Source organism: Jeotgalibacillus soli (genome assembly GCF_000829435.1).
In the GTDB taxonomy this organism is placed as follows: Bacteria; Bacillota; Bacilli; order Bacillales; family Jeotgalibacillaceae; genus Jeotgalibacillus; species Jeotgalibacillus soli.
Genome location: NZ_JXRP01000017.1, coordinates 68,488 through 88,004 on the forward strand (window position 1 = coordinate 68,488; position 19,517 = coordinate 88,004).

Here is a 19,517-nt window from a genome sequence, read left to right on the forward strand (position 1 = left end):
TAATATTCAGAAAATTAATAAATTGCAACACTTTTTTTATAAATAAACAAAATAATGTTAGGTTTTATAACATGGAAAAGGGTCTGCACCTATGCAGACCCTTTGTTTTCATTATGTTTATAAGGTTGAAGAAGATTTTTCATCATGTACAAAATGTTTCTTCGACCAGACTCTGGATTTCCATCTTCTCAGCATCAGTAAGCCTCGAATCCATTCGTCTAAAATAAATGAAATCCACACGCCGATTAATCCTAATCCAAAAACAATACCAAGGACATAAGAAAGCATTACACTTATTCCCCACATAGAAGCAATTCCGATATAAACAGGGTAACGTACATCTCCTGCAGCACGCAAAGCGTTAATAATAACAAGATTAAAGCTTCTTCCAGGCTCGAGAACAATGGTGAGCAGAATTAAAATGGTTCCCAGCGCAATAATGTCAGGATTGTCTGTAAATATTCCAAATAATTGACTAGAAAAGAGTGAGAAGGAAATGGCCATGATCAGTGAAATAGTCATCGCGAGCTTAAGACTGCGAATACACCGCCTGTACGCCTTTTCATATTGCTTTGCACCTATCATATGCCCAATTAAAATCTGAGTTCCTTGTCCAATCGCAACAGCAAATAAAAAAATGAACATCATGATATTTTGTGTATACACCTTGGTCGTAATGGCTTCGGTCCCAATCGCTGCAATAAACGCGGTGATCATTAACTGTGATCCATTATATGATAAATGTTCTCCGGCAGAGGGGATTCCAATTCTTAACAGGTTTTGTATATGTGCTTTCGGTAATGAAAATAGTTCTTTAATTGGCAGTGCATTTGGCATCCGCCTAAACAAAACGATTAAGATAATGATAAGGCCAATGAGTCTGCTGACGCCAGTGGAAATGGCTACTCCCTGCACACCTAATATAGGAAATCCAAAAGGCCCGAAAATAAAGAGATAGTTACCTACTATATTAATCACATTCATGCCAAGTGTTACGTACATGGCATCTTTTGTATACCCATAGCTTCTTAGAATTGCGCCTGTTGTCATGATGAGTGCCTGGATAAAGGATAGCCCGCCTACAATTTGAAGATAAGTGGTGGCTTCAGGCATAAGCTCCGCGGGGATATCCATAAAATGTAACAATTGCTCATCAAAAATAAAGAGTAATACGCTTAACAGAATACCGAATCCAAGGTTCGCAGCCAAGGAAATAACAGAAATTTCTGCTGCGCTTTTCGGTTTTTCTGCTCCTATATTTTGAGCGATCAAGATCGCAGTACCCGTAGCAATAAAGCCAAACATAACAATAATCAAGGAAAGAATCTGATTGGAAATTCCCACGGCAGCTACGCTATTATCGGAATATTGACTGAGCATAAGGGTGTCCGCATTACCCATCAGCATATGTAGGGAGATTTCGATGAAAATCGGCCAAGTTAAGGCAAACAATGTTAATTTTTTTGTTGAGTTATTTTTCACTTGTCGATCTCCTTGTTGAACCAACATATAAAGGGCTGACAGTGTGAGGCAAGAGAGGATTGCCAGCCCTTTATTTGCTTGTTATGAGTGTATTTTTAACAATACAAAGTCCATAGCGTCAATTTTTATTTTTCCTTTTTTCCACTTGTGCCCGTCACCGGTACGTAAATTTGTGACCTTCTTTTCACCAATTACAAGTGGAAGCTTTACTGTTTCTTTTTTTGAAGAGCTATTAATAACGACAATAATCGTATCCTCACCGTCTGTACGTGTGTATCCAAAGCATTTCTCACTAAAATTGGCAGGAAGGAATGCGAGATTTCCATCATTAGCGAGGAGAGGCTCTTGCTTTCTGAGCGTCAGTAATTGCTTAACATGCTCACGAAGATCGGTGTTTTGCTTTGTTGGATCCCATTCCATACATTTTCTGCAGCCAGGATCCTGTGTACCTGTTATGCCAATTTCATCTCCATAATAGATGCATGGGGTCCCGTAAAAGGTGAGCAGGGTAGTGAAAATCTGTTTTAGTCTCTGCACATCCTCCTGGCACTCTGTCAAAATTCTCGGGGTGTCGTGACTGCCAATTAGATTAAAGGTCACCTGATTAATATTTTCTGGATACATATGCTGAACCTTTGTCATGTTCTCAACGAAATGCTTGACGGATAAGTCCTGCTTAGCAAAAAGACGAAGTACGTTATTCGTAAACGGATAGTTCATAACGGCATCGAATTGATCGCCTTTTAACCAAGGAATTGAGTCATGCCATATTTCACCGAGAATATAGAGATCAGGGTTAATGACTTTTACTTCTTTACGGAATTCTCTCCAAAAAGCTTGATCTACTTCATTTGCCACATCAAGCCGCCATCCATCAATGTTAAATTCACGTGCCCAATATCGTCCGGCCTCCAGTAAATAATTCTTTACTTCAGGATGCTCTGTATTAAGCTTAGGCATCATGTAGGTAAAGGCAAATGTGTCGTAGTTAGGCTGCGGTTTTGTTTTAACAGGGAAATCCCAGATATGAAACCAATCTTTATAACGTGATTCTTCGCCTTTTTCTAAAACATCTTGAAAAGGAGGGAAGAAGAAGCCGCTATGATTAAACACGGCATCTAGCATGACGCGAATATTTCTTTTTTTACACTCATCTATTAATGTACGAAAAACCTCCTTATCACCAAAATGCTGATCTATTTCGAAATAGTCGATTGTGTCATATTTATGGTTGGAGGTTGCTTGGAAAATTGGTGTGAAATAAATGCCGTTAATACCTAGTTCTTGTAAATAATCAAGATGATGAATGACCCCTTGAAGATCACCTCCGAAAAAGCTGTCCACTTTAGGATCTTCGCTGGCCCAAGGTTTTGTGCCTTCGGGATCATTGGATTGGTCGCCGTTTGCAAAACGTTCCGGAAAAATTTGATACCATACCGTATTTTTCACCCAGTCGGGCGCAGCAAAGATATCGGCGCGATTTAAATAGGGGAAGCAGAAGTAGTTGGCAACGTCTTTTGGGGGAGTATCAAAAAAGCCTTTTTCACCAAAGAAAACGTTTTCTTTCTTATTGTATAGATGGAAGCCATATCGTAATCTTTTGAATTCCGGCTCAGCAACGGAAAACCAATAATCAAACAAATCATCTGAACCGCTAATCGTCATATTTACACAAGTGTAATTCCACGAATCACCGCTCCAATCGTATGGATCTCCAATTAGAAGTTTAACCTTTTCTACATCTCCTTTTTTTGTTTTCAAACGAATGTGAAATTCTTTTTCATTCATCGCGTACGCATCTACTCGATCAGCACGGTGTTGGATCGCTTCTTTTAACATATGAACAGCTCCTTTTCGGCATTCTAAAAACAGGTTAGTAATAGAGTAATAAAATAGTTAAATTGTAGCAGAAAATGATTATAACCAATCGTATTCCAAACGAATTACGAAGTCAATGCATGGTACTGATTTCATTAGAACGTTTATATTTGATGAAAAAATCTAAAAATATACAAAAAAGTATTGTAAATTGGTGAAATATGATTATAATAAAAATAGGTTATGCAATCGTTTTCACAAAAATTGAAAACGCTTTAATGAATGCGGGTACATGAGCTTCATTTTTTTTAATAGATTTTGTGCAAACGTTTGTTCAAACCGCGGAAAAAACTTTTAGGAGGGGTTAATTTGAAAAAATATCTATCCATTTTAGCTATGGTACTGCTTTTAGTTGGCGTTCTGGCAGCCTGTGCACCTGATCGAGAAGAATCTGGTGAATCAACAGACAGTGGAGGAGATTCAAGTTCTGATGCAGCCACTGAAGGTGATCAGCCTGAGGTGTTAAAGGTTTGGGTGAATGATGATGAAGATCAGACAGCAGCAGCAACGCAGGTCTTCGAGAAATTCACAGAAGAAACCGGAATTGAAATTGAAGCAACACCGATGAACATGTTAGATGCAGTTCAAGCACTAGATCTTGATGGACCTGCTGGTAACGGACCGGATTTATTCTTCCAGCCTCATGACCGTATCGGTGATCTTGTTAACCGTGGACTTGCAGCACCAATTGATCTTGGGGATGCAGAAGGGGAATATTCTGAAACAGCGATTAAAGCGGTTACGTTTGATGGTGCAACATACGGAGCACCTCTAGTCGTTGAAACATATGCTACTTTTTACAATAAAGATCTAGTTGAAGAAGCGCCTGCTACAATGGACGAGCTAATGGCAATTGCTAAAGAGCAAACAGATGCATCCGCTCAAACTTATGGATTCTTAATGGAAGCAGCAAACTTCTATTTCTCATATCCTTTCTTTGGCGCTAATGGAGCTTACGTTTTTAATAATGAAGGTGGAACGTATGATGTTACTGATATTGGACTTAATAACGAAGGCGCTGTAGCAGGCGGCCAGTTAATCCAATCATGGTATGAAAATGAATACATTCCTGTTGAAATTAATCCAGATATTATGAACGGTCTTTTCACAGATGGAAAAGTAGGAGTAGTAATTTCTGGACCGTGGAGTATCCCGACATATAGTGAGGCTTTAGGCGACAGCCTTGGTACAGCGATTCTTCCCACTGTTGACGGTACTAACGCAACATCATTTGTAGGGGTTAAATCTTGGATGGTTTCTGAATACTCTGAACATAAAGAAGCGGCAACTGAACTTGCATTGTTTTTGACTAACGAAGAGAATTCAACATTGTATTACGAACAAGCTGGTGAATTACCTGCAAACCAGGCTGCACTGGAAAGCGAAGCGGTTACATCTAATGAACTAATCGCTCCATTCGCAGAGCAGATTCAATATGGCACACCAATGCCTTCAACACCTGAAATGCAGCAAGTTTGGGAACCGATAAATAACGCCCTTCTGTTTATAGCTCAAGGTGATGACGTTCAAGAAGTACTTGATGAAGCTGTACAAACAATTCAAGATAATATCGAAATGTCTCAACAATAGATCTACATTCATGACCGACAGTGGATAGAAGGATTCCCTCCTTCTATCCACTGCATTTATAGAATAGAAATTGTAATATTCATCTTGAACCTCGCTAGGAGGCGATGACATGTCAACTGCAAATCCAACAGCTAAACATAACCATAACCCCAGAACAGCAATTATTTTATCTATTTTACTCGCTGGTTTAGGTCAGTTGTACAACCGCAGGTATATAAAAGGTTCGATTTTTATCCTTTTAGAAATCTCTTTTATTCTGACACTTGGTGAGTTTTTAAACTATGGAATTTGGGGAATTCTGACGTTAGGTACACTTCAAGGTGTAGACCATTCTATTTTCCTATTAATTTATGGTTTAATTTCAATTATTTTAATTGCTTTTGCGATTGTACTTTATGTAGCAAATGTTAAAGATGCGAAGAAAGACGCGATTCGACTTCGTAATGGAGAGAAAATTCCTACGTTTAAAGAAGCAGTGAAGAATATTTGGGACGTTGGCTTCCCTTATTTTTTTGTTACTCCGGGTCTTATTATGCTGGCGTTTATCGTAGTTTTACCATTACTATTTACAGTCGGGCTTGCCTTTACAGATTACAGTCAGAGTAATCAGCCACCACGTAATCTATTAAATTGGGTCGGATTTGAGAACTTTGGAAGACTTTTCTTTGAAACAGGTGGAGCCGGAAATAATATTTGGCAGGATACATTTATTAGTGTATTTACATGGACCATTGTTTGGACACTTGTTGCTACAACATTGCAAATTGCGCTAGGTTTATTTTTAGCGTTAATCGTTAATGATCCTCGAATTAAATTTAAACGCTTAATTCGCACGATTTTAATTTTGCCTTGGGCAGTACCTGCATTCGTTACAATTTTGGTATTTGCTGCTATGTTTAACGACCGATTTGGTTCTATAAATACGGATATTCTAGCAATTTTCAATCTTTCAATCCCTTGGTTGCAAGATCCTTTCTATACGAAAATTGCGTTAATTATGATACAGACTTGGCTTGGATTTCCATTTGTATTTGCACTCTTTACTGGTATCCTTCAAAGTATTTCGAAGGATTGGTATGAAGCGGCAGACGTGGATGGAGCGAGCCGGATGCAAAAATTTAGAAGCATTACGCTTCCGCATGTTCTTTTTGCAACAGCTCCATTATTAATTATGCAGTACGCGGGTAATTTTAATAACTTTAATATTATTTATTTATTTAATGAAGGCGGACCAGCTGTTCGCGGGCAAAATGCAGGTGGGACCGATATCTTAATTTCATGGGTATATGACTTAACATTTGAATTAAATCAGTATAGTATGGCCGCTGCCATTACGATTATTCTTGGTTTAATCGTAACTGGATTTGCCGTCTTCCAATTTAGGAGAACGCGTGCCTTTAAAGAGGAGGAGATCTAATGAGCCAAAAAGCAAAATCCCGTTTAGAGGTTACATTAATCTATTTATTCCTGGCGTTCATGGCTGTTGTGATTGGATATCCACTTCTTTGGACAGTTGGAATGTCATTAAATCCAGGAACAAGTCTTTATTCAGCCCAATTAGTTCCAGATAACTGGTCGCTTGTTCATTATAAATGGCTATTTACGGATCCGGCGAGTAATTATCTGATATGGTACAAAAATAGTGTTATCGTAGCGATTGCTAATGCCTTTTTCTCCGTTGTTATTACATCATTTGTGGCCTACGCGTTTTCACGCTATCGTTTCGTTGGTCGCAGATATGGTTTATATGCATTTTTATTGCTTCAAATGTTCCCGGCAATCATGGCCATGGTTGCGATTTACGTTATGTTAAACATGGTTGGCTTGCTTGATTCACTATTTGGACTAACTTTAATTTATATTGGCGGGCAAATTCCGTTTAATGCTTGGCTAGTTAAGGGATATTTTGATACAATACCACGTGAGCTAGATGAAGCGGCACGTATTGATGGAGCAGGCCATTTAGGTGTATTTTTCAAAATCATGCTCCCGCTTGCGAAACCTATTTTGGGCGTTGTGGCGTTATTTAACTTCATGGCACCATTCGTTGACTTCCTACTCCCGCGGATTATATTACGTGATCCAGAGAAGTTTACATTGGCCCTTGGGTTATTCAACTTTATCAGCAATCAATTTGATAACAACTTCACACGATTTGCAGCAGGCTCAATTTTGATTGCAATACCGATCGCACTCGTATACCTTTTATCCCAGCGTTTCCTCATTGCAGGACTAACGGCTGGAGGTACGAAAGGGTAGAGAGAAAAGCGCAGGCGGCTCCTACAGCCTCGACAAGCAGCCTAAGATGGCGGTCCAACATAGTCAGAGTGGCTTATGACCTAGAGGGGCTAGCTGGTGGAGCTGGACAATGAAAGTAAAGGAGGGGCAGGGATGAGAAGAGTAAACGGAGCTCTTTTTCTCATCACTATCCTCCTTTTTAATAGCGTTTTTGCTACAAGTGCTGGCGCTGTTGAAAAGGAAGAGAGAAAATGGCAGGATGAAACAATTTATTTTTTAATGGTGGACCGTTTTGCAAATGGTAATTTTTTAAACGATGACAACGTAAATACGCAGGATCCGCTCGCTTACCACGGCGGTGATTTTCAAGGGATCATTGATCGTTTAGATCATATTGAGGAGATGGGATTTACCACAATATGGATGACTCCCGTTTTTAAAAATGATGATTGGGGATATCACGGTTACTGGATTAATGATTTCTATGAAACGAATGAGAATTTTGGTACGATTGAAGAATTTAAAAAGTTGGTCGATGAAGCTCATAAGAGGGATATTAAGATTATCTTGGATTTTGTCGTCAATCATACTGGGCCAAACCATCCATGGGTCAATGATCCGGAGAAGGAAGACTGGTATCATGAAGAGCAGGAAATTTTAGATAACAATAATCAAGAACAAATTCAAAACGGATGGATCTATGGACTGCCTGATTTAAATACAGAAAATCCAGAGGTCAAAACGTATTTATTTGATGCAGCAAAGTGGTGGATAAAAGAGACCGATATTGATGGTTATCGTCTTGATACGGTAAAGCACGTCCCTGAAGAATTTTGGGAGGAATTCTCTGCGGAAGTGAAATCTGTTAAAGAAGATTTCTATTTGATTGGGGAAGTGTATGACACCGATATTCGTAATATAGCTGCTTATGCAGACACTGGAATCGATGGCTTTGTCGATTTTCCACTAGCAGAACAGATGCGCTCAACCTTCCAGGATGTTGATCTTAATTCATCACGATTATTCAGTTATTGGGATTATAATCAGCAGTTTTTTAATAATCCTTATTTAATGGGAAATTTCATTGATAATCATGATATGTCACGTTTTACAAGACTATCAGTAGAAAACAATATGTTTCCAGGAACACGCTGGCAGCTGGCGTTAACTTTTATGTACACGGTACCTGGAATCCCGATTATGTATTATGGGACGGAGATCGCGCTTGATGGCGGTGAAGACCCGGATAATCGAAGACTGATGAACTTTAATGAAGATGAAGAATTAAAGAATTTTATTTCGGATCTTGGACGTCTTCGTCAGGACCTGCCTGCACTGACACGCGGCACACTTGAAGTGCTGCATAATGAAAACGGGCTGCTTGTTTACAAAAGGGAATATAAAGAAGAAACAATTGTGATCGCCATTAATAATACGAGTCAAACGCAGTCATTTTCGATTTCAAACGAGGAGCTTCGTGAGAATGCAGAACTCCGCGGTTTACTTGCAGGAGATTTAGTGCGTGAAAATAGTGGAGATTTTCAAATTGTGATTGAACGGGAAGAAGCTGAAATCTATGCTCTTGCTGATAAGACAGGAATTAATTATGGATTAATTTCAGCGATTGCAGCTGTGTGGATCTCGTTTTTTATTCTTCTATATATCATGCGTAAACGCAGCAAGAATAAAAAATAGAGAAATCTTCTTAATATAAAGCTATGTTTAAGTCCATTGTTGATTTTTGCACTGCGTTGATTGTAGCGGATACGCGAGACTCCTGAAGCGGGACAGGTGAGACTCAAGCAGGTGCGTCTGCGACCTGGGAGGCTCAACCGCTCACCCCGCGGAAAGCGAGCTCCTGCATTCTGCAATCAACAGACACGCTTAACAAAACCTAATATAAAAAATAGCCCATACTTGAAATTCAAGATCAGCTATTTTCCTTATTAATTTGGAAGCGTAATCATGGCGGGAGTGGTTATATGTCTATAACAATTAAAGATGTTGCAAAGTATGCAGATGTAGCGCCTTCAACCGTGTCTAGGGTAATTGCTAACAACCCTCGTATAAGTGAGAAGACGAAAGAAAAGGTTCGCGCAGCGATGGATGAGCTTGGCTACCATCCGAATTTTATTGCAAGAAGTCTAGCAAATCAGTCTACACAGGTGATCGGTTTGGTCACACCGGGGTCTTCCGATGTATTCTTTCAAAATCCATTTTTCCCTACCGTTTTGAGAGGGCTTAGTGAGGGAGCGCATGAAAAGCAGTATGCACTTCAGTTAGTCACAGGACAAAACGAAGAGGAAATTTACAACGGAGTCGTTCAAATGGTACAGGGCGGCCGAGTGGATGGAGTGGTTTTACTCTATTCGAAGGTAGAAGACCGCATTCTCATTTACCTTAGGGATCGTAAATTTCCTTTCGTTATGATTGGTAAGCCTTTTAATTTTGTAGATGAAATTACTCATGTGGATAATGATAATTTTCAGGCAGCGAAAGAAACGACAGAGTATTTAATTGAAATGGGGCATGAAAGGATTGCTTTTATTGGTGGAGATAAAGATCTTGTTGTAACGGTTGAGCGGCTACTTGGATATCAGGGTGCTTTAAAGCAAGCAGACATCGACCAAAAAGAAGAGTATATCCTTCATCAGAGCTTTTTACGTGAAGGCGGTCAGGATGCAGTGTGCGAGCTGATGGAACTACCGTTAGAGTTCAGACCTACAGCAATGATCGTTGCGGATGATTTAATGGCTCTGGGAGTTTTAAATACACTAAATGAGCTTGGGATTTCAGTTCCAGAAGATATTTCAATTATTAGCTTTAATAACGTGCTTATGTCAGAAATGTCTCGTCCTCCACTCAGTTCGGTGGATATTAATATTTTTGAACTGGGTTATGAAGCTTCAAAAAGCTTAATTCAGCGAATTGAGAAGCCCGATGAACCATTTAAGAGAGTCATTGTTCCGCATAATATAGTAAAACGCTTTTCAAGCGGTTTTATAAAATTATAAAATCATCGGTTTGTGATAAATGTTGTTTCACAAACCGGTGATTTTATTTGTTTTTTACGATAGGATACGCTTTATAGCCAATCATGTTAATCGGATCCTTTGGAGCTGAAAATGGAGGGGCATAAGCAACTTCTATTTCCTGCAGGTCTGTGACAGAAAGTCCTGCTTTAATTGCGGTTGATAAAATATCCATTCTTTTATCAACACCATCTTTTCCGATTATTTGTACCCCGTAAATTTTCCCATCCTCTTCTGAGAAGTGAACCTTTATGGTTAGTTTCTCAGATCCAGGGTAATAGCCCGCATGCTGTCTGGAGTAGTGTGTAATCGTTTTAAAAGGAATACCCTGTTCAGTAAGCGACTGCTCGCTATGGCCTAGCATTGAAACCGTCAGATCAAAAACTTTGCAAATAGATGTACCTAGTACTCCTTTAAATGGTAGCGGCTGCTCAGTGATGTGACGTGCCGCTATATAGGCCTCTCGATGGGTCACCCAAGCGAGAGGAACACGCTTAGGTGCATGAGTAATAAAATCAATCGTTTCAATTGCATCACCTACTGCATAAACATCGGGGTCACTCGTCTGCATAAAGCTATTTACCTTTATTCCGCCTGTTATGCCAATTTCAAGATTACTTTGCTCAGCAAGGGCTGTGTTAGGCTTTACTCCTACAGCCAGAAGTAAAAAGTCTGTATGAATAGTAGCTCGGTTCGATAGATGCATGGTTCGTCCATTATTTTCGATCTGCTTGATCGTCGTGTCTGTATAGACATGAACACCTTGATTTACAATTTCTTTTTCAATCATTTCTCCCATGTCGTTGTCCATAATTTTCATAACATGAGAAGAGCGTTCGAGAAGAAAGACCTCGAGGCCCCGGGCTTTAAAATTTTCAGCCATTTCAAGGCCGATAAATCCTCCGCCCACGATACAAACGGATGAGAAGTTATTCTCTTTTATCTGTTGATCAATCCGGAGCATGTCTTCGAAGGTGCGAAGTGTGTAGCAGCGAGCATGTGCAAGACCTTCTATTTCTGGTACAACTGGGGTGGCTCCTGGAGATAAAATAAGCTGATCATACGTTTCTTCATATCGGAGATTTTTAATATGATCCTGGACTATGATTTTTTTTGCAGGACGATCGATTTTGATGATCTCATGTCGAACTCGCACTTCTATGTTTTTATTTTGTGAAAATGATTCTGGTGTAGCAGCAATTAATTGCTCTTCTTTTTTCACGACGCCTCCCAAGTAATAGGGAAGGCCACAGTTGGCGAAAGACATTGTACCATCCTTCTCAAAGACAATGATTTCGGCTTCATCGTCAAGGATGCGCAGCTGTGAGGCAAATGTTGCACCTCCAGCTACACCGCCTATAACAAGTACTTTCTTTTTCATAAGATCCTCCTTCAATTAAGAAGAGTGTTGTTTTGGCAGTTCATTCAGGAAGAAGATTGCAAGTGTTCCTGTACCAGTATGTGCCCCGATTGCAGAACCTATCATATTGACATAAAATGATTCGACGCCGAATTCTTCTTTAATCATCACAATCATTTCATTTGCTAGCTCTTCATCATCTCCATGGCTGATTCCAATCATTTGCCGATCAAGAGAAGCGCCTCGGTCTCTCATTACTTCTATAATTCTCTTAAGCAGCTTTTTACGCCCGCGCAGCTTTTCAAGAGGAACAAGCTTTCCATCTTCAACATGAAGCAATGGTTTGATATTAAGTAGTCCACCTATAAATGCCGAAGCTTTTGACACACGGCCTCCACGTGCTAAATAGTCCAAGTCTCCTACTGTAAAAAGATGCTCCATATGCTGACAATGAAATTCCGCATCCTCTACAATAAGATCTCGTGACTTTCCTTCTTTCGCCAATTGAGCGGCTCTGTGAACAACTAATCCGTAGCCGAGTGAGGCACACATCGAGTCAATAATCACAAGGTCTAATGATGGATGCTCTTCCTTCACTTGATCTCGTACCATCACAGCTGTTTGATAAGTCCCTGATAGTTGGGAAGAAAATGCTATATAAAGTCCAGGGTTACCCGATAAAGCTAATTCAGTAAAGTATTCTTGCATTTGCTGAGGACTAGCTTGTGATGTCTTAGGCTGCTGTCCGCTTCGAATGGCGTCAAATACCTGTTTTGATTGGATTGTGACCAAATCTTCATGTTCTTCATCATCGATATGTACACGCAGCGAGAGTAAGGCAACCTCGTTTTCTTTAAAAAATTCTTTTGGTAAATCCGATGCACTGTCAGCAAATAATTGCAGTTTCATTTTACATCACCCTTTTTCTTTTCATTATTCTTTAAGTGTAGCGATTTCAAGAGGATTTTACAATCATATGGTGTAGCAGAAGAAAGAATAGGTTATGTAATAAAGGAAAGAATGATAAAAAGGAGGGCTATGCGTGCCAAAGAATTCAAAAAAATTCAGCTTATCGAGTGTATCAAATGAAACACTCTGGCTCGAAACTAGAAAAATGATGATCATCATTATTGGAGCGGTATTAAATGCAGTCTCACTTAATTTCTTTTTAATTCCTGCGAATGTCTTTGCGAGCGGTTTCACAGGACTTGCGCAGCTCTTATCCAATATTTTAAGTGAATTTACTCCGTTCTTTCTTTCAACAGGAATCCTGCTCATTGTATTAAATATACCAGCGTTCATTCTTGGATGGCTTAAGGTCGGAAAGATGTTCACAATTTACAGCATAGTATCTGTTGGATTTACGACGCTATTTTTATCCATCATTCCAATTATGGAATTGTCATCTGATATTTTACTCAATGCGGTGTTTGGCGGTGTGATTGTCGGTGTCGGTGTTGGCTTCACGCTTAAGTGGGGAGCTTCAACAGGCGGGATGGACATTATCGCAATGGTTTTGTCACGCATGCATGATAAACCAGTTGGAATATACTTTTTTAGTATGAACGCTGTGATTATCGGGACAGCCAGCTTGTTATTCGGATGGGAAGAAGGTCTGTATACACTGGTTGCACTATACGTGTCTACACGTGTGATCGACTCAATTCATACACGTTATGAAAAGCTGACTGCAATGATAGTGACAAAGAAATCGGAAGAAGTTAAACAAGCCATTCATGAAAGGCTTGTTCGCGGAATTACCATTGTACCGGCAAGAGGTGCATTTACGAATGAAAACAAGGAAATGCTTATAATTGTTATTACTCGCTATGAATTGTTTGAACTGGAACGAATTATTCATAAGGTAGATCCACATGCTTTTACAAACATTGTTGAGACTGCTGGGATTTTTGGTTTCTTTCGTAAAGAACAATAAAAGCTGGCTTTCTTGCCTATCTTTTGTGCAAGAAAGCCAGCTTTTATTAGGTCAGCTCTGGTAATGAACGAGCCGTTTTGTGTATTAAAGATTTAGTTTTTCCTCAAGGAAAATAGCAATTCCATTTTCTTCGTTGGAAGCCGTGACAGCATTTGCGATAGATTTTACCGATTCAATTCCATTTCCCATCGCAACACCAGTTCCGGCGTATTTCAGCATCTCCAAATCATTATCCTCATCCCCAAAGGCAATAATATGATCTTGAGAGATTTGCATAGATTCAGCTACTTTTTGTATCCCAACTGCTTTATTCAAGCCGCTTTTTACAAGCTCGATTACATGCCACGGAGCACCCCATCTGCGGTGATCAATTACCTCTGCATGGACATCACTTAAATGCTGGCGGATGTCCTGTACATGCTCTTCTTCTGCATGGATAAGCAAGCTGGTGGGATTACCAGGAAGATATGTGCGAAGATCTCCGGTTTGAATAGAAGGATTGCCAAAATTAAAGATTTCTAATAGTTTTTCATCATGATAATGCAAATACACATCATCTAAAATCTCTGCAATAATGTTATGAAATTTAAAATCCTGGCAGGCTTCGATGATTTCTTTTACAACATCAAGACTCATTGGTTCATGATGAATGCCCCATTGTGTATTTAGCGGATTATGAACGAACGCTCCATTGAAATTGACAATGGGTGTGGACAAGCCAAGTTCTTTATAATATTGCTCGCTCGCACGATAAGGACGTCCCGTCGCAATCATCACTTCATGTCCGTATTCTTTCGCTTTTAAAAGCGTGCGTTTTGTACGCTCGGAAATCATTTTTTCTTCGGTCAATAATGTTCCATCAAGATCGAGTACAATTAGATGCTGTTCCATTTGCTAGGTTCTCCTTTAGTCGCTAGTAATATAGTAAAATTTGGTATTAAATTTATTCGATTTTTCTTTCATTTGTATTGTACCATTTTTATGGATGTTTACGCATTTCCCCTGATTTATACATGTATGCGGCATGCCAGAAATTGTCTTTTATGATAAGATGATTGAAATGTAAGTGCAGTAATGAAAGGAGTAAAAAAGATGATCACGGTGGAGAGACAAACCATGCATACGATTCCCTATTTACATATTGTGAAAAATGAAGCTCGATCAAGGCAGAAACCAACGATCTTTTTTATACATGGTTTTACTAGTGCAAAGGAGCACAATCTGCATTACGCTTATTTATATGCAGAGAAAGGGTACAGAGTCATTCTGCCGGATGCGCCTCTGCATGGTGAACGCGATGAAGGACTAGATGAGACCACACTGAGTACTCGATTTTGGAACATGGTCATAAAAGCGATTCATGAGGTAGAACTGATTAAAAATGAATTATGTAGACAAGAATTAATTGATGAGAGCCGTATTGGACTAGCAGGTACGTCTATGGGCGGGATCATAACGCTTGGAGCGCTTACTCAATATGATTGGATCAAAGTAGGTGTCAGCCTTATGGGATCACCTGCTTATGTAGGATTTGCACAAGCACAGATCGATCACTTTAAGAAAAATGGGTTCACGCTTCCGATGTCAGAGGAAGAAATTCAGCATCAGCTTCAAACTCTTGCTTCCTATGATTTAAGTCTTCATAAAGAAAAGCTCAACAATCGCCCGCTTCTTTTCTGGCATGGTACGGCTGATACGGTTGTCCCATTTGGCCCAACCTATGCGTTTTATAAGTCGATCCTTCCAGATTATGAATCACATCCAGAGCACCTTCGTTTTATCACAGAAGAAGGGGAAGGACATAAGGTATCGAGAGAGGGGCTTCTTCAATCGGTAACGTGGTTTGAACGCTATCTTTAATCCATAACGTTTTGACTGTGGGTGTAAGTCTGATATGATAGCTATATAGTATATGCATAAGGAGTGATAACATGGATCAAGAAATAAAAGACAGCATTATGGGTGCGCTTGAACAAGTAATCGATCCTGAGCTGGGTATCGATATCGTTAACCTTGGCTTAGTTTATGATGTTAATATGGACGAAAATGGAAATACCGAAGTCAAAATGACGCTTACTTCCATGGGTTGTCCATTGGCTCCGGTTATTGTCGATCAGGTCAAAGCAGCATTAGCGGATGTTCCTGAGGTGAAGGAAGTTGACGTAAACATCGTTTGGAGTCCACCTTGGAATAAAGACAATATGTCACGCTACGCAAAAATTGCATTGGGCATTACCTGATTGAATAGGGGGGAGATCACGCCAAATGGCGTGATCTCTTTTTTATTTTTTAAATTTTTATCGAGGCTCAGTGGTATTTATCGAAGCGCACCAAGTCAGATGTTCAACACTATCCTTTCACCCGAAAAATAGATAAACTTACATAAAAAAATAGACTGCGCTACCAGCGCAGTCTATTTTTTTATAGGTTAATTACTAATAGCACAATAGGACCTACAATTAAGCAATAGATCGCAAAATAAATCAGGTTGCCTTTGGCCATAATACCCATAAACCATTTTAATGAAAAATAAGAAGCAATTAGAGAGGCTAGGAACGCTAGTACATAAGGCAGCCACAGTTCAGCTAGTCTAGGGTCATTAATGAAATCGGAGATACTTAGGATCATTCCCCCAAGGCTTACCGGTATAAACAATAGGAAAGAAAAACGAAGAGCCGTTTCTTGATGAATGCCTCTTGCGATTGCGGCAATCATCGTTGCCCCGCTTCGACTGATACCAGGTATAAGCGCAACCGCTTGTACAAGACCAATTATAACAGCATCCTTCATTGTTAGTCCGGCCTCGCCCCGATTGCCTCGCATATTTCGAATGATAAACAGGGCGATCCCTGTAATCATTAGTGTTATTGCGACAACGGTAACAGTGGAAAATCGAGAAATATCCTCATTGAACAGTAGACCCAATACACCTGCTGGAATTGTTCCGATAATCAAAAATATAATGAAATTGAATTCTTTCTTATCTTCAGGGTTACGCGTTTTAACAAAAGAAAGTCCCCTTACGACTAGACGAGAAATATCGTTTCGGTAAATGATTAGGACGGCAATTAATGAAGCTGTATTTACAAGTAATTCAAAAGTAAATGAATCTCCACCAATATCAATTCCTAAAAAATGCTGTGCGAGCTGTAAGTGCCCGCTTGAAGAGATGGGGATTGGTTCGGTAAAGCCTTGCAATAACCCCAGAAACACGTATTTTAAAATTATGTATAGTTGTTCTAACTCCATAAAAACCTCCATTAATCATGATCTCAAAATAAACACTAATCCTAATTTAATCATCTAACTTGTATCATGTAAAGTTAATACTCTTTACAATTTCGTGAAGAAGATGATACGATATTCAAAAGGTCAAAATAGGTCAAAGAGGTGATAATATGAATCCGGAACAAATGACGATGAAGGTTCAGGAAGCATTTACAAACGGTCAAAAGCTAGCTGTTGAACATCGACACACGATCATTGAAGTCGAACATTTATTTCTCGCCATGTTACAAGATTCAGACGGACTCGCTCGTCAAATTTTAAATAAACTCCAAATAGAAAGCTCTGATCTTATCCAATTTATTTTAACAAAGATAATGAATCTTCCCGTAGTAAGCGGTGAACAAGTGAAATATGGTTCGCATGTATCAAATCAGGTTCAACAATGGTTTCATTACGCGACGGAGGAACAGCAGGCATATGGGGACGAATATGTTTCTGTTGAACATATGATGCTTACACTAATGAAACTTCCCTATACATCACCCGTAAATTATTTAAAGAAACAGAAGATTGAAGAACATCAAATACGAGAAGTAGTTAATGCGATTAGGGGGAACCGGAAAGTGACATCACAAAATCCTGAAGTTACATATGAAGCTTTGTCTAAATATGGACGTGATCTCGTTGAGGAAGTACGTCTTGGCAAGGTGGATCCAGTCATCGGACGTGATGCAGAAATCCGTCATGTGATAAGAATTTTATCGAGAAAAACAAAAAATAATCCTGTCTTAATTGGTGAACCAGGTGTTGGGAAGACAGCGATTGTTGAAGGATTAGCCCAGCGAATAGTGCGAAAGGATGTACCGGAAGGACTTAAGGGGAAGACCGTGTTTGAATTGGATATGGGTGCACTTGTAGCAGGTGCGAAATTCCGAGGTGAGTTTGAAGAACGATTAAAGGCTATACTCGCAGAAGTCAAAAACAGCAATGGTCAAATTTTATTGTTTATTGACGAGCTTCATACCATCGTTGGTGCAGGGAAAACGGAAGGCGCAATGGATGCAGGAAATATGCTTAAGCCAATGCTGGCCCGAGGAGAAATTCACTGTATCGGGGCTACAACATTAAACGAACATCGTCAATATATTGAAAAAGACCCTGCTCTTGAACGCCGCTTTCAGCAGGTGTTGGTTCAGGAGCCTAATGAAGAGGATGCCATTTCAATTTTAAGGGGATTAAAAGAACGTTTTGAAATTCACCATGGAGTCAATATACATGACCGTGCATTAGTTGCTGCTGTATCGCTATCTAACCGATACATTACCGATCGTTTTCTCCCCGATAAAGCCATTGATCTGGTGGACGAAGCATGTGCCATGATTCGTACTGAAATTGACTCCATGCCTTCAGAGCTGGATGAATCTACAAGAAGGGTCATGCAGCTTGAGATTGAAGAGGCGGCCCTGTCAAAAGAAACAGACCTGGCAAGTAAGGAAAGATTAGTTGCTTTACGTAAGGAATTAGCCGATTTGAAAGAAAAAAGCGACGCAATGAGAGAAAAATGGGAGCATGAAAAGCAGTCTCTTAAAACACTTCAGCAAAAAAGAGAAGAACTCGAGCAATTAAGAAGAGAGCTGGAGGAGGCGGAGGGAGATTATAACTTAACGAAAGCTGCTGAACTAAAACATGGCCGTATTCCTATTGCTGAGAAGGAGCTTGCAAAATTTGAACAGGAAATTTCACAGCATAAAGGGGAAGACAGACTTGTACGTGAAGAGGTGTCTGAGGATGAAATTACAAGTATCGTAGCAAGGTGGACGGGAATTCCAGTTGATCGATTAATGGAAGGTGAGCGTCAAAAGCTACTTAAGCTTGAGGAGCTTTTAGCCCGAAGAGTGATCGGTCAGCCTGAAGCAGTTCAGCTTGTTAGTGAAGCCGTTATTCGAGCACGTGCCGGAATAAAGGATCCAAATCGTCCAATTGGTTCTTTTATCTTTTTAGGACCTACCGGAGTTGGAAAAACAGAACTGGCAAAGACGCTTGCGATGACGCTTTTTGACAGTGAGCAGCAGATGATTCGCATTGACATGTCCGAATATATGGAAAAACATGCGGTGGCCAGATTAATTGGGGCACCTCCTGGATATATTGGGTACGAAGAAGGCGGCCAGTTGACTGAAGCGGTTAGAAGAAAACCGTATTCTGTCATCCTTTTGGATGAGATTGAAAAAGCCCACCCGGAGGTTTTTAACATTTTACTTCAAATGCTGGATGATGGTCGAATTACTGATTCGAAAGGAAGAACGGTCGATTTTCGCAATACCATTATCATAATGACTTCGAATCTTGGCTCGTCCTATATGCTTGAAAAGCCCGGTGAAGAAGTTTTATCTGCAGTACGCGATCAAGTGATGGCAGAACTTAGAAGGCATTTTAGGCCTGAGCTGTTAAATCGAATCGATGATATCGTGTTATTTAAACCATTGTCGACTCAGCATATGAGTGGTATTGTTCAAAAGCTCGTAAATGAATTAAGCACTAGGCTTTCTGAACAGCATATTAACTTAGTTGTTTCTGATGAAGCAGCAGCATTTATTGCTGAAGCTGCCTACGATCCTGCTTTTGGTGCAAGACCATTGAAGCGATACATTCAACGGGAGCTTGAAACGGTTCTTGCTAAGGAATTAATTAAGGGGAAGATCCAATCTCATCAAACCGTCTATGTGGAACTTGGGAATAATGGCCTGACAGTAATGCCGAAAGATAAATAAAA

15 protein-coding genes are annotated in these 19,517 nt (G+C 39.8%); 9 read left to right on the forward strand and 6 right to left on the reverse strand.

What is annotated here, in order from left to right; genetic code table 11:
• Positions 1–117: 117 nt before the first annotated feature.
• Together KP78_RS09340 and KP78_RS09345 are read right to left on the reverse strand one after the other, a co-directional pair.
• Complete coding sequence (locus KP78_RS09340) at positions 118–1,509, reverse strand: MATE family efflux transporter (RefSeq protein WP_052474736.1); 1,392 nt, start codon at positions 1,507–1,509, stop codon at positions 118–120.
• Between the two features lie 54 nt (positions 1,510–1,563).
• On the reverse strand, positions 1,564–3,321 hold the full coding sequence (locus KP78_RS09345; protein ID WP_041088350.1) for a glycoside hydrolase family 13 protein: 1,758 nt from the start codon (positions 3,319–3,321) through the stop codon (positions 1,564–1,566).
• A 348-nt stretch (positions 3,322–3,669) separates the two neighbouring features.
• On the opposite strand from KP78_RS09345, the gene KP78_RS09350 reads away from it, so the two are divergent.
• The 5 genes from KP78_RS09350 (at position 3,670) to KP78_RS09370 (ending at position 10,202) form a co-directional block, all read left to right on the forward strand.
• A complete protein-coding gene (locus KP78_RS09350; protein ID WP_041088352.1) occupies positions 3,670–4,950 on the forward strand; it encodes a sugar ABC transporter substrate-binding protein in 1,281 nt (426 codons plus the stop codon).
• Positions 4,951–5,059: 109 nt separating this feature from the next.
• Complete coding sequence (locus KP78_RS09355) at positions 5,060–6,367, forward strand: carbohydrate ABC transporter permease (protein WP_041088353.1); 1,308 nt, start codon at positions 5,060–5,062, stop codon at positions 6,365–6,367.
• Positions 6,367–7,209: a sugar ABC transporter permease gene (locus KP78_RS09360; protein ID WP_041088355.1), complete on the forward strand. Its 843-nt coding sequence runs from the start codon at positions 6,367–6,369 to the stop codon at positions 7,207–7,209. The genes KP78_RS09355 and KP78_RS09360 overlap by 1 nt, the downstream gene beginning before the upstream one ends.
• Positions 7,210–7,341: 132 nt before the next feature.
• The gene (locus tag KP78_RS09365; RefSeq protein WP_041088356.1) at positions 7,342–8,883 is read left to right on the forward strand and encodes an alpha-amylase family glycosyl hydrolase; all 1,542 of its coding nucleotides are present in this window, start codon (positions 7,342–7,344) and stop codon (positions 8,881–8,883) included.
• A 287-nt stretch (positions 8,884–9,170) separates the two neighbouring features.
• Positions 9,171–10,202 (forward strand): LacI family DNA-binding transcriptional regulator, encoded by a 1,032-nt coding sequence (locus KP78_RS09370; protein WP_041088358.1) that lies wholly within the window; start codon positions 9,171–9,173, stop codon positions 10,200–10,202.
• Between the two features lie 43 nt (positions 10,203–10,245).
• On the opposite strand, the gene KP78_RS09375 is transcribed toward KP78_RS09370, so the two are convergent.
• Both KP78_RS09375 and KP78_RS09380 read right to left on the reverse strand, forming a co-directional pair.
• Positions 10,246–11,601, reverse strand: a complete 1,356-nt coding sequence (locus KP78_RS09375; protein WP_041088361.1) for a CoA-disulfide reductase — start codon at positions 11,599–11,601, stop codon at positions 10,246–10,248.
• A gap of 15 nt (positions 11,602–11,616) precedes the next feature.
• Positions 11,617–12,489 (reverse strand): DegV family protein, encoded by an 873-nt coding sequence (locus KP78_RS09380; RefSeq protein ID WP_041088363.1) that lies wholly within the window; start codon positions 12,487–12,489, stop codon positions 11,617–11,619.
• A gap of 205 nt (positions 12,490–12,694) precedes the next feature.
• Between KP78_RS09380 and KP78_RS09385 the strand changes: the two genes are divergently transcribed.
• On the forward strand, positions 12,695–13,516 hold the full coding sequence (locus KP78_RS09385; protein WP_041088693.1) for a YitT family protein: 822 nt from the start codon (positions 12,695–12,697) through the stop codon (positions 13,514–13,516).
• An 84-nt stretch (positions 13,517–13,600) separates the two neighbouring features.
• Here the strand turns inward: KP78_RS09385 and KP78_RS09390 are convergent, their stop codons facing one another.
• A complete protein-coding gene (locus KP78_RS09390; RefSeq protein WP_041088365.1) occupies positions 13,601–14,407 on the reverse strand; it encodes a Cof-type HAD-IIB family hydrolase in 807 nt (268 codons plus the stop codon).
• 201 nt (positions 14,408–14,608) lie between these two features.
• On the opposite strand from KP78_RS09390, the gene KP78_RS09395 reads away from it, so the two are divergent.
• Positions 14,609–15,376, forward strand: coding sequence for an alpha/beta fold hydrolase (locus KP78_RS09395; RefSeq protein ID WP_041088367.1), 768 nt, complete (start codon positions 14,609–14,611; stop codon positions 15,374–15,376).
• 71 nt (positions 15,377–15,447) lie between these two features.
• Positions 15,448–15,756, forward strand: coding sequence for a metal-sulfur cluster assembly factor (locus KP78_RS09400; protein ID WP_041088369.1), 309 nt, complete (start codon positions 15,448–15,450; stop codon positions 15,754–15,756).
• Between the two features lie 181 nt (positions 15,757–15,937).
• Here KP78_RS09400 and KP78_RS09405 read toward each other — a convergent pair whose 3' ends face one another.
• Positions 15,938–16,765 (reverse strand): undecaprenyl-diphosphate phosphatase, encoded by an 828-nt coding sequence (locus tag KP78_RS09405; protein ID WP_041088370.1) that lies wholly within the window; start codon positions 16,763–16,765, stop codon positions 15,938–15,940.
• A gap of 149 nt (positions 16,766–16,914) precedes the next feature.
• Between KP78_RS09405 and clpB the strand changes: the two genes are divergently transcribed.
• On the forward strand, positions 16,915–19,515 hold the full coding sequence (gene clpB / locus KP78_RS09410; protein ID WP_041088372.1) for an ATP-dependent chaperone ClpB: 2,601 nt from the start codon (positions 16,915–16,917) through the stop codon (positions 19,513–19,515).
• The last annotated feature ends 2 nt before the right edge of the window (positions 19,516–19,517 follow it).

Excerpts from the sequence above, each read along its gene's own strand:
- KP78_RS09390 (WP_041088365.1), bottom strand. The coding sequence starts at position 14,407 with ATGGAACAGCATCTAATTGTACTCGATCTTGATGGAACATTATTGACC.
- KP78_RS09400 (WP_041088369.1), top strand. The coding sequence starts at position 15,448 with ATGGATCAAGAAATAAAAGACAGCATTATGGGTGCGCTTGAACAAGTA.
- KP78_RS09395 (WP_041088367.1), top strand. The coding sequence starts at position 14,609 with ATGATCACGGTGGAGAGACAAACCATGCATACGATTCCCTATTTACAT.
- KP78_RS09370 (WP_041088358.1), top strand. The coding sequence starts at position 9,171 with ATGTCTATAACAATTAAAGATGTTGCAAAGTATGCAGATGTAGCGCCT.
- KP78_RS09365 (WP_041088356.1), top strand. The coding sequence starts at position 7,342 with ATGAGAAGAGTAAACGGAGCTCTTTTTCTCATCACTATCCTCCTTTTT.
- KP78_RS09405 (WP_041088370.1), bottom strand. The coding sequence starts at position 16,765 with ATGGAGTTAGAACAACTATACATAATTTTAAAATACGTGTTTCTGGGG.
- KP78_RS09375 (WP_041088361.1), bottom strand. The coding sequence starts at position 11,601 with ATGAAAAAGAAAGTACTTGTTATAGGCGGTGTAGCTGGAGGTGCAACA.
- KP78_RS09360 (WP_041088355.1), top strand. The coding sequence starts at position 6,367 with ATGAGCCAAAAAGCAAAATCCCGTTTAGAGGTTACATTAATCTATTTA.
- KP78_RS09345 (WP_041088350.1), bottom strand. The coding sequence starts at position 3,321 with ATGTTAAAAGAAGCGATCCAACACCGTGCTGATCGAGTAGATGCGTAC.
- KP78_RS09385 (WP_041088693.1), top strand. The coding sequence starts at position 12,695 with ATGATGATCATCATTATTGGAGCGGTATTAAATGCAGTCTCACTTAAT.
- KP78_RS09380 (WP_041088363.1), bottom strand. The coding sequence starts at position 12,489 with ATGAAACTGCAATTATTTGCTGACAGTGCATCGGATTTACCAAAAGAA.
- clpB (WP_041088372.1), top strand. The coding sequence starts at position 16,915 with ATGAATCCGGAACAAATGACGATGAAGGTTCAGGAAGCATTTACAAAC.
- KP78_RS09355 (WP_041088353.1), top strand. The coding sequence starts at position 5,060 with ATGTCAACTGCAAATCCAACAGCTAAACATAACCATAACCCCAGAACA.
- KP78_RS09340 (WP_052474736.1), bottom strand. The coding sequence starts at position 1,509 with ATGTTGGTTCAACAAGGAGATCGACAAGTGAAAAATAACTCAACAAAA.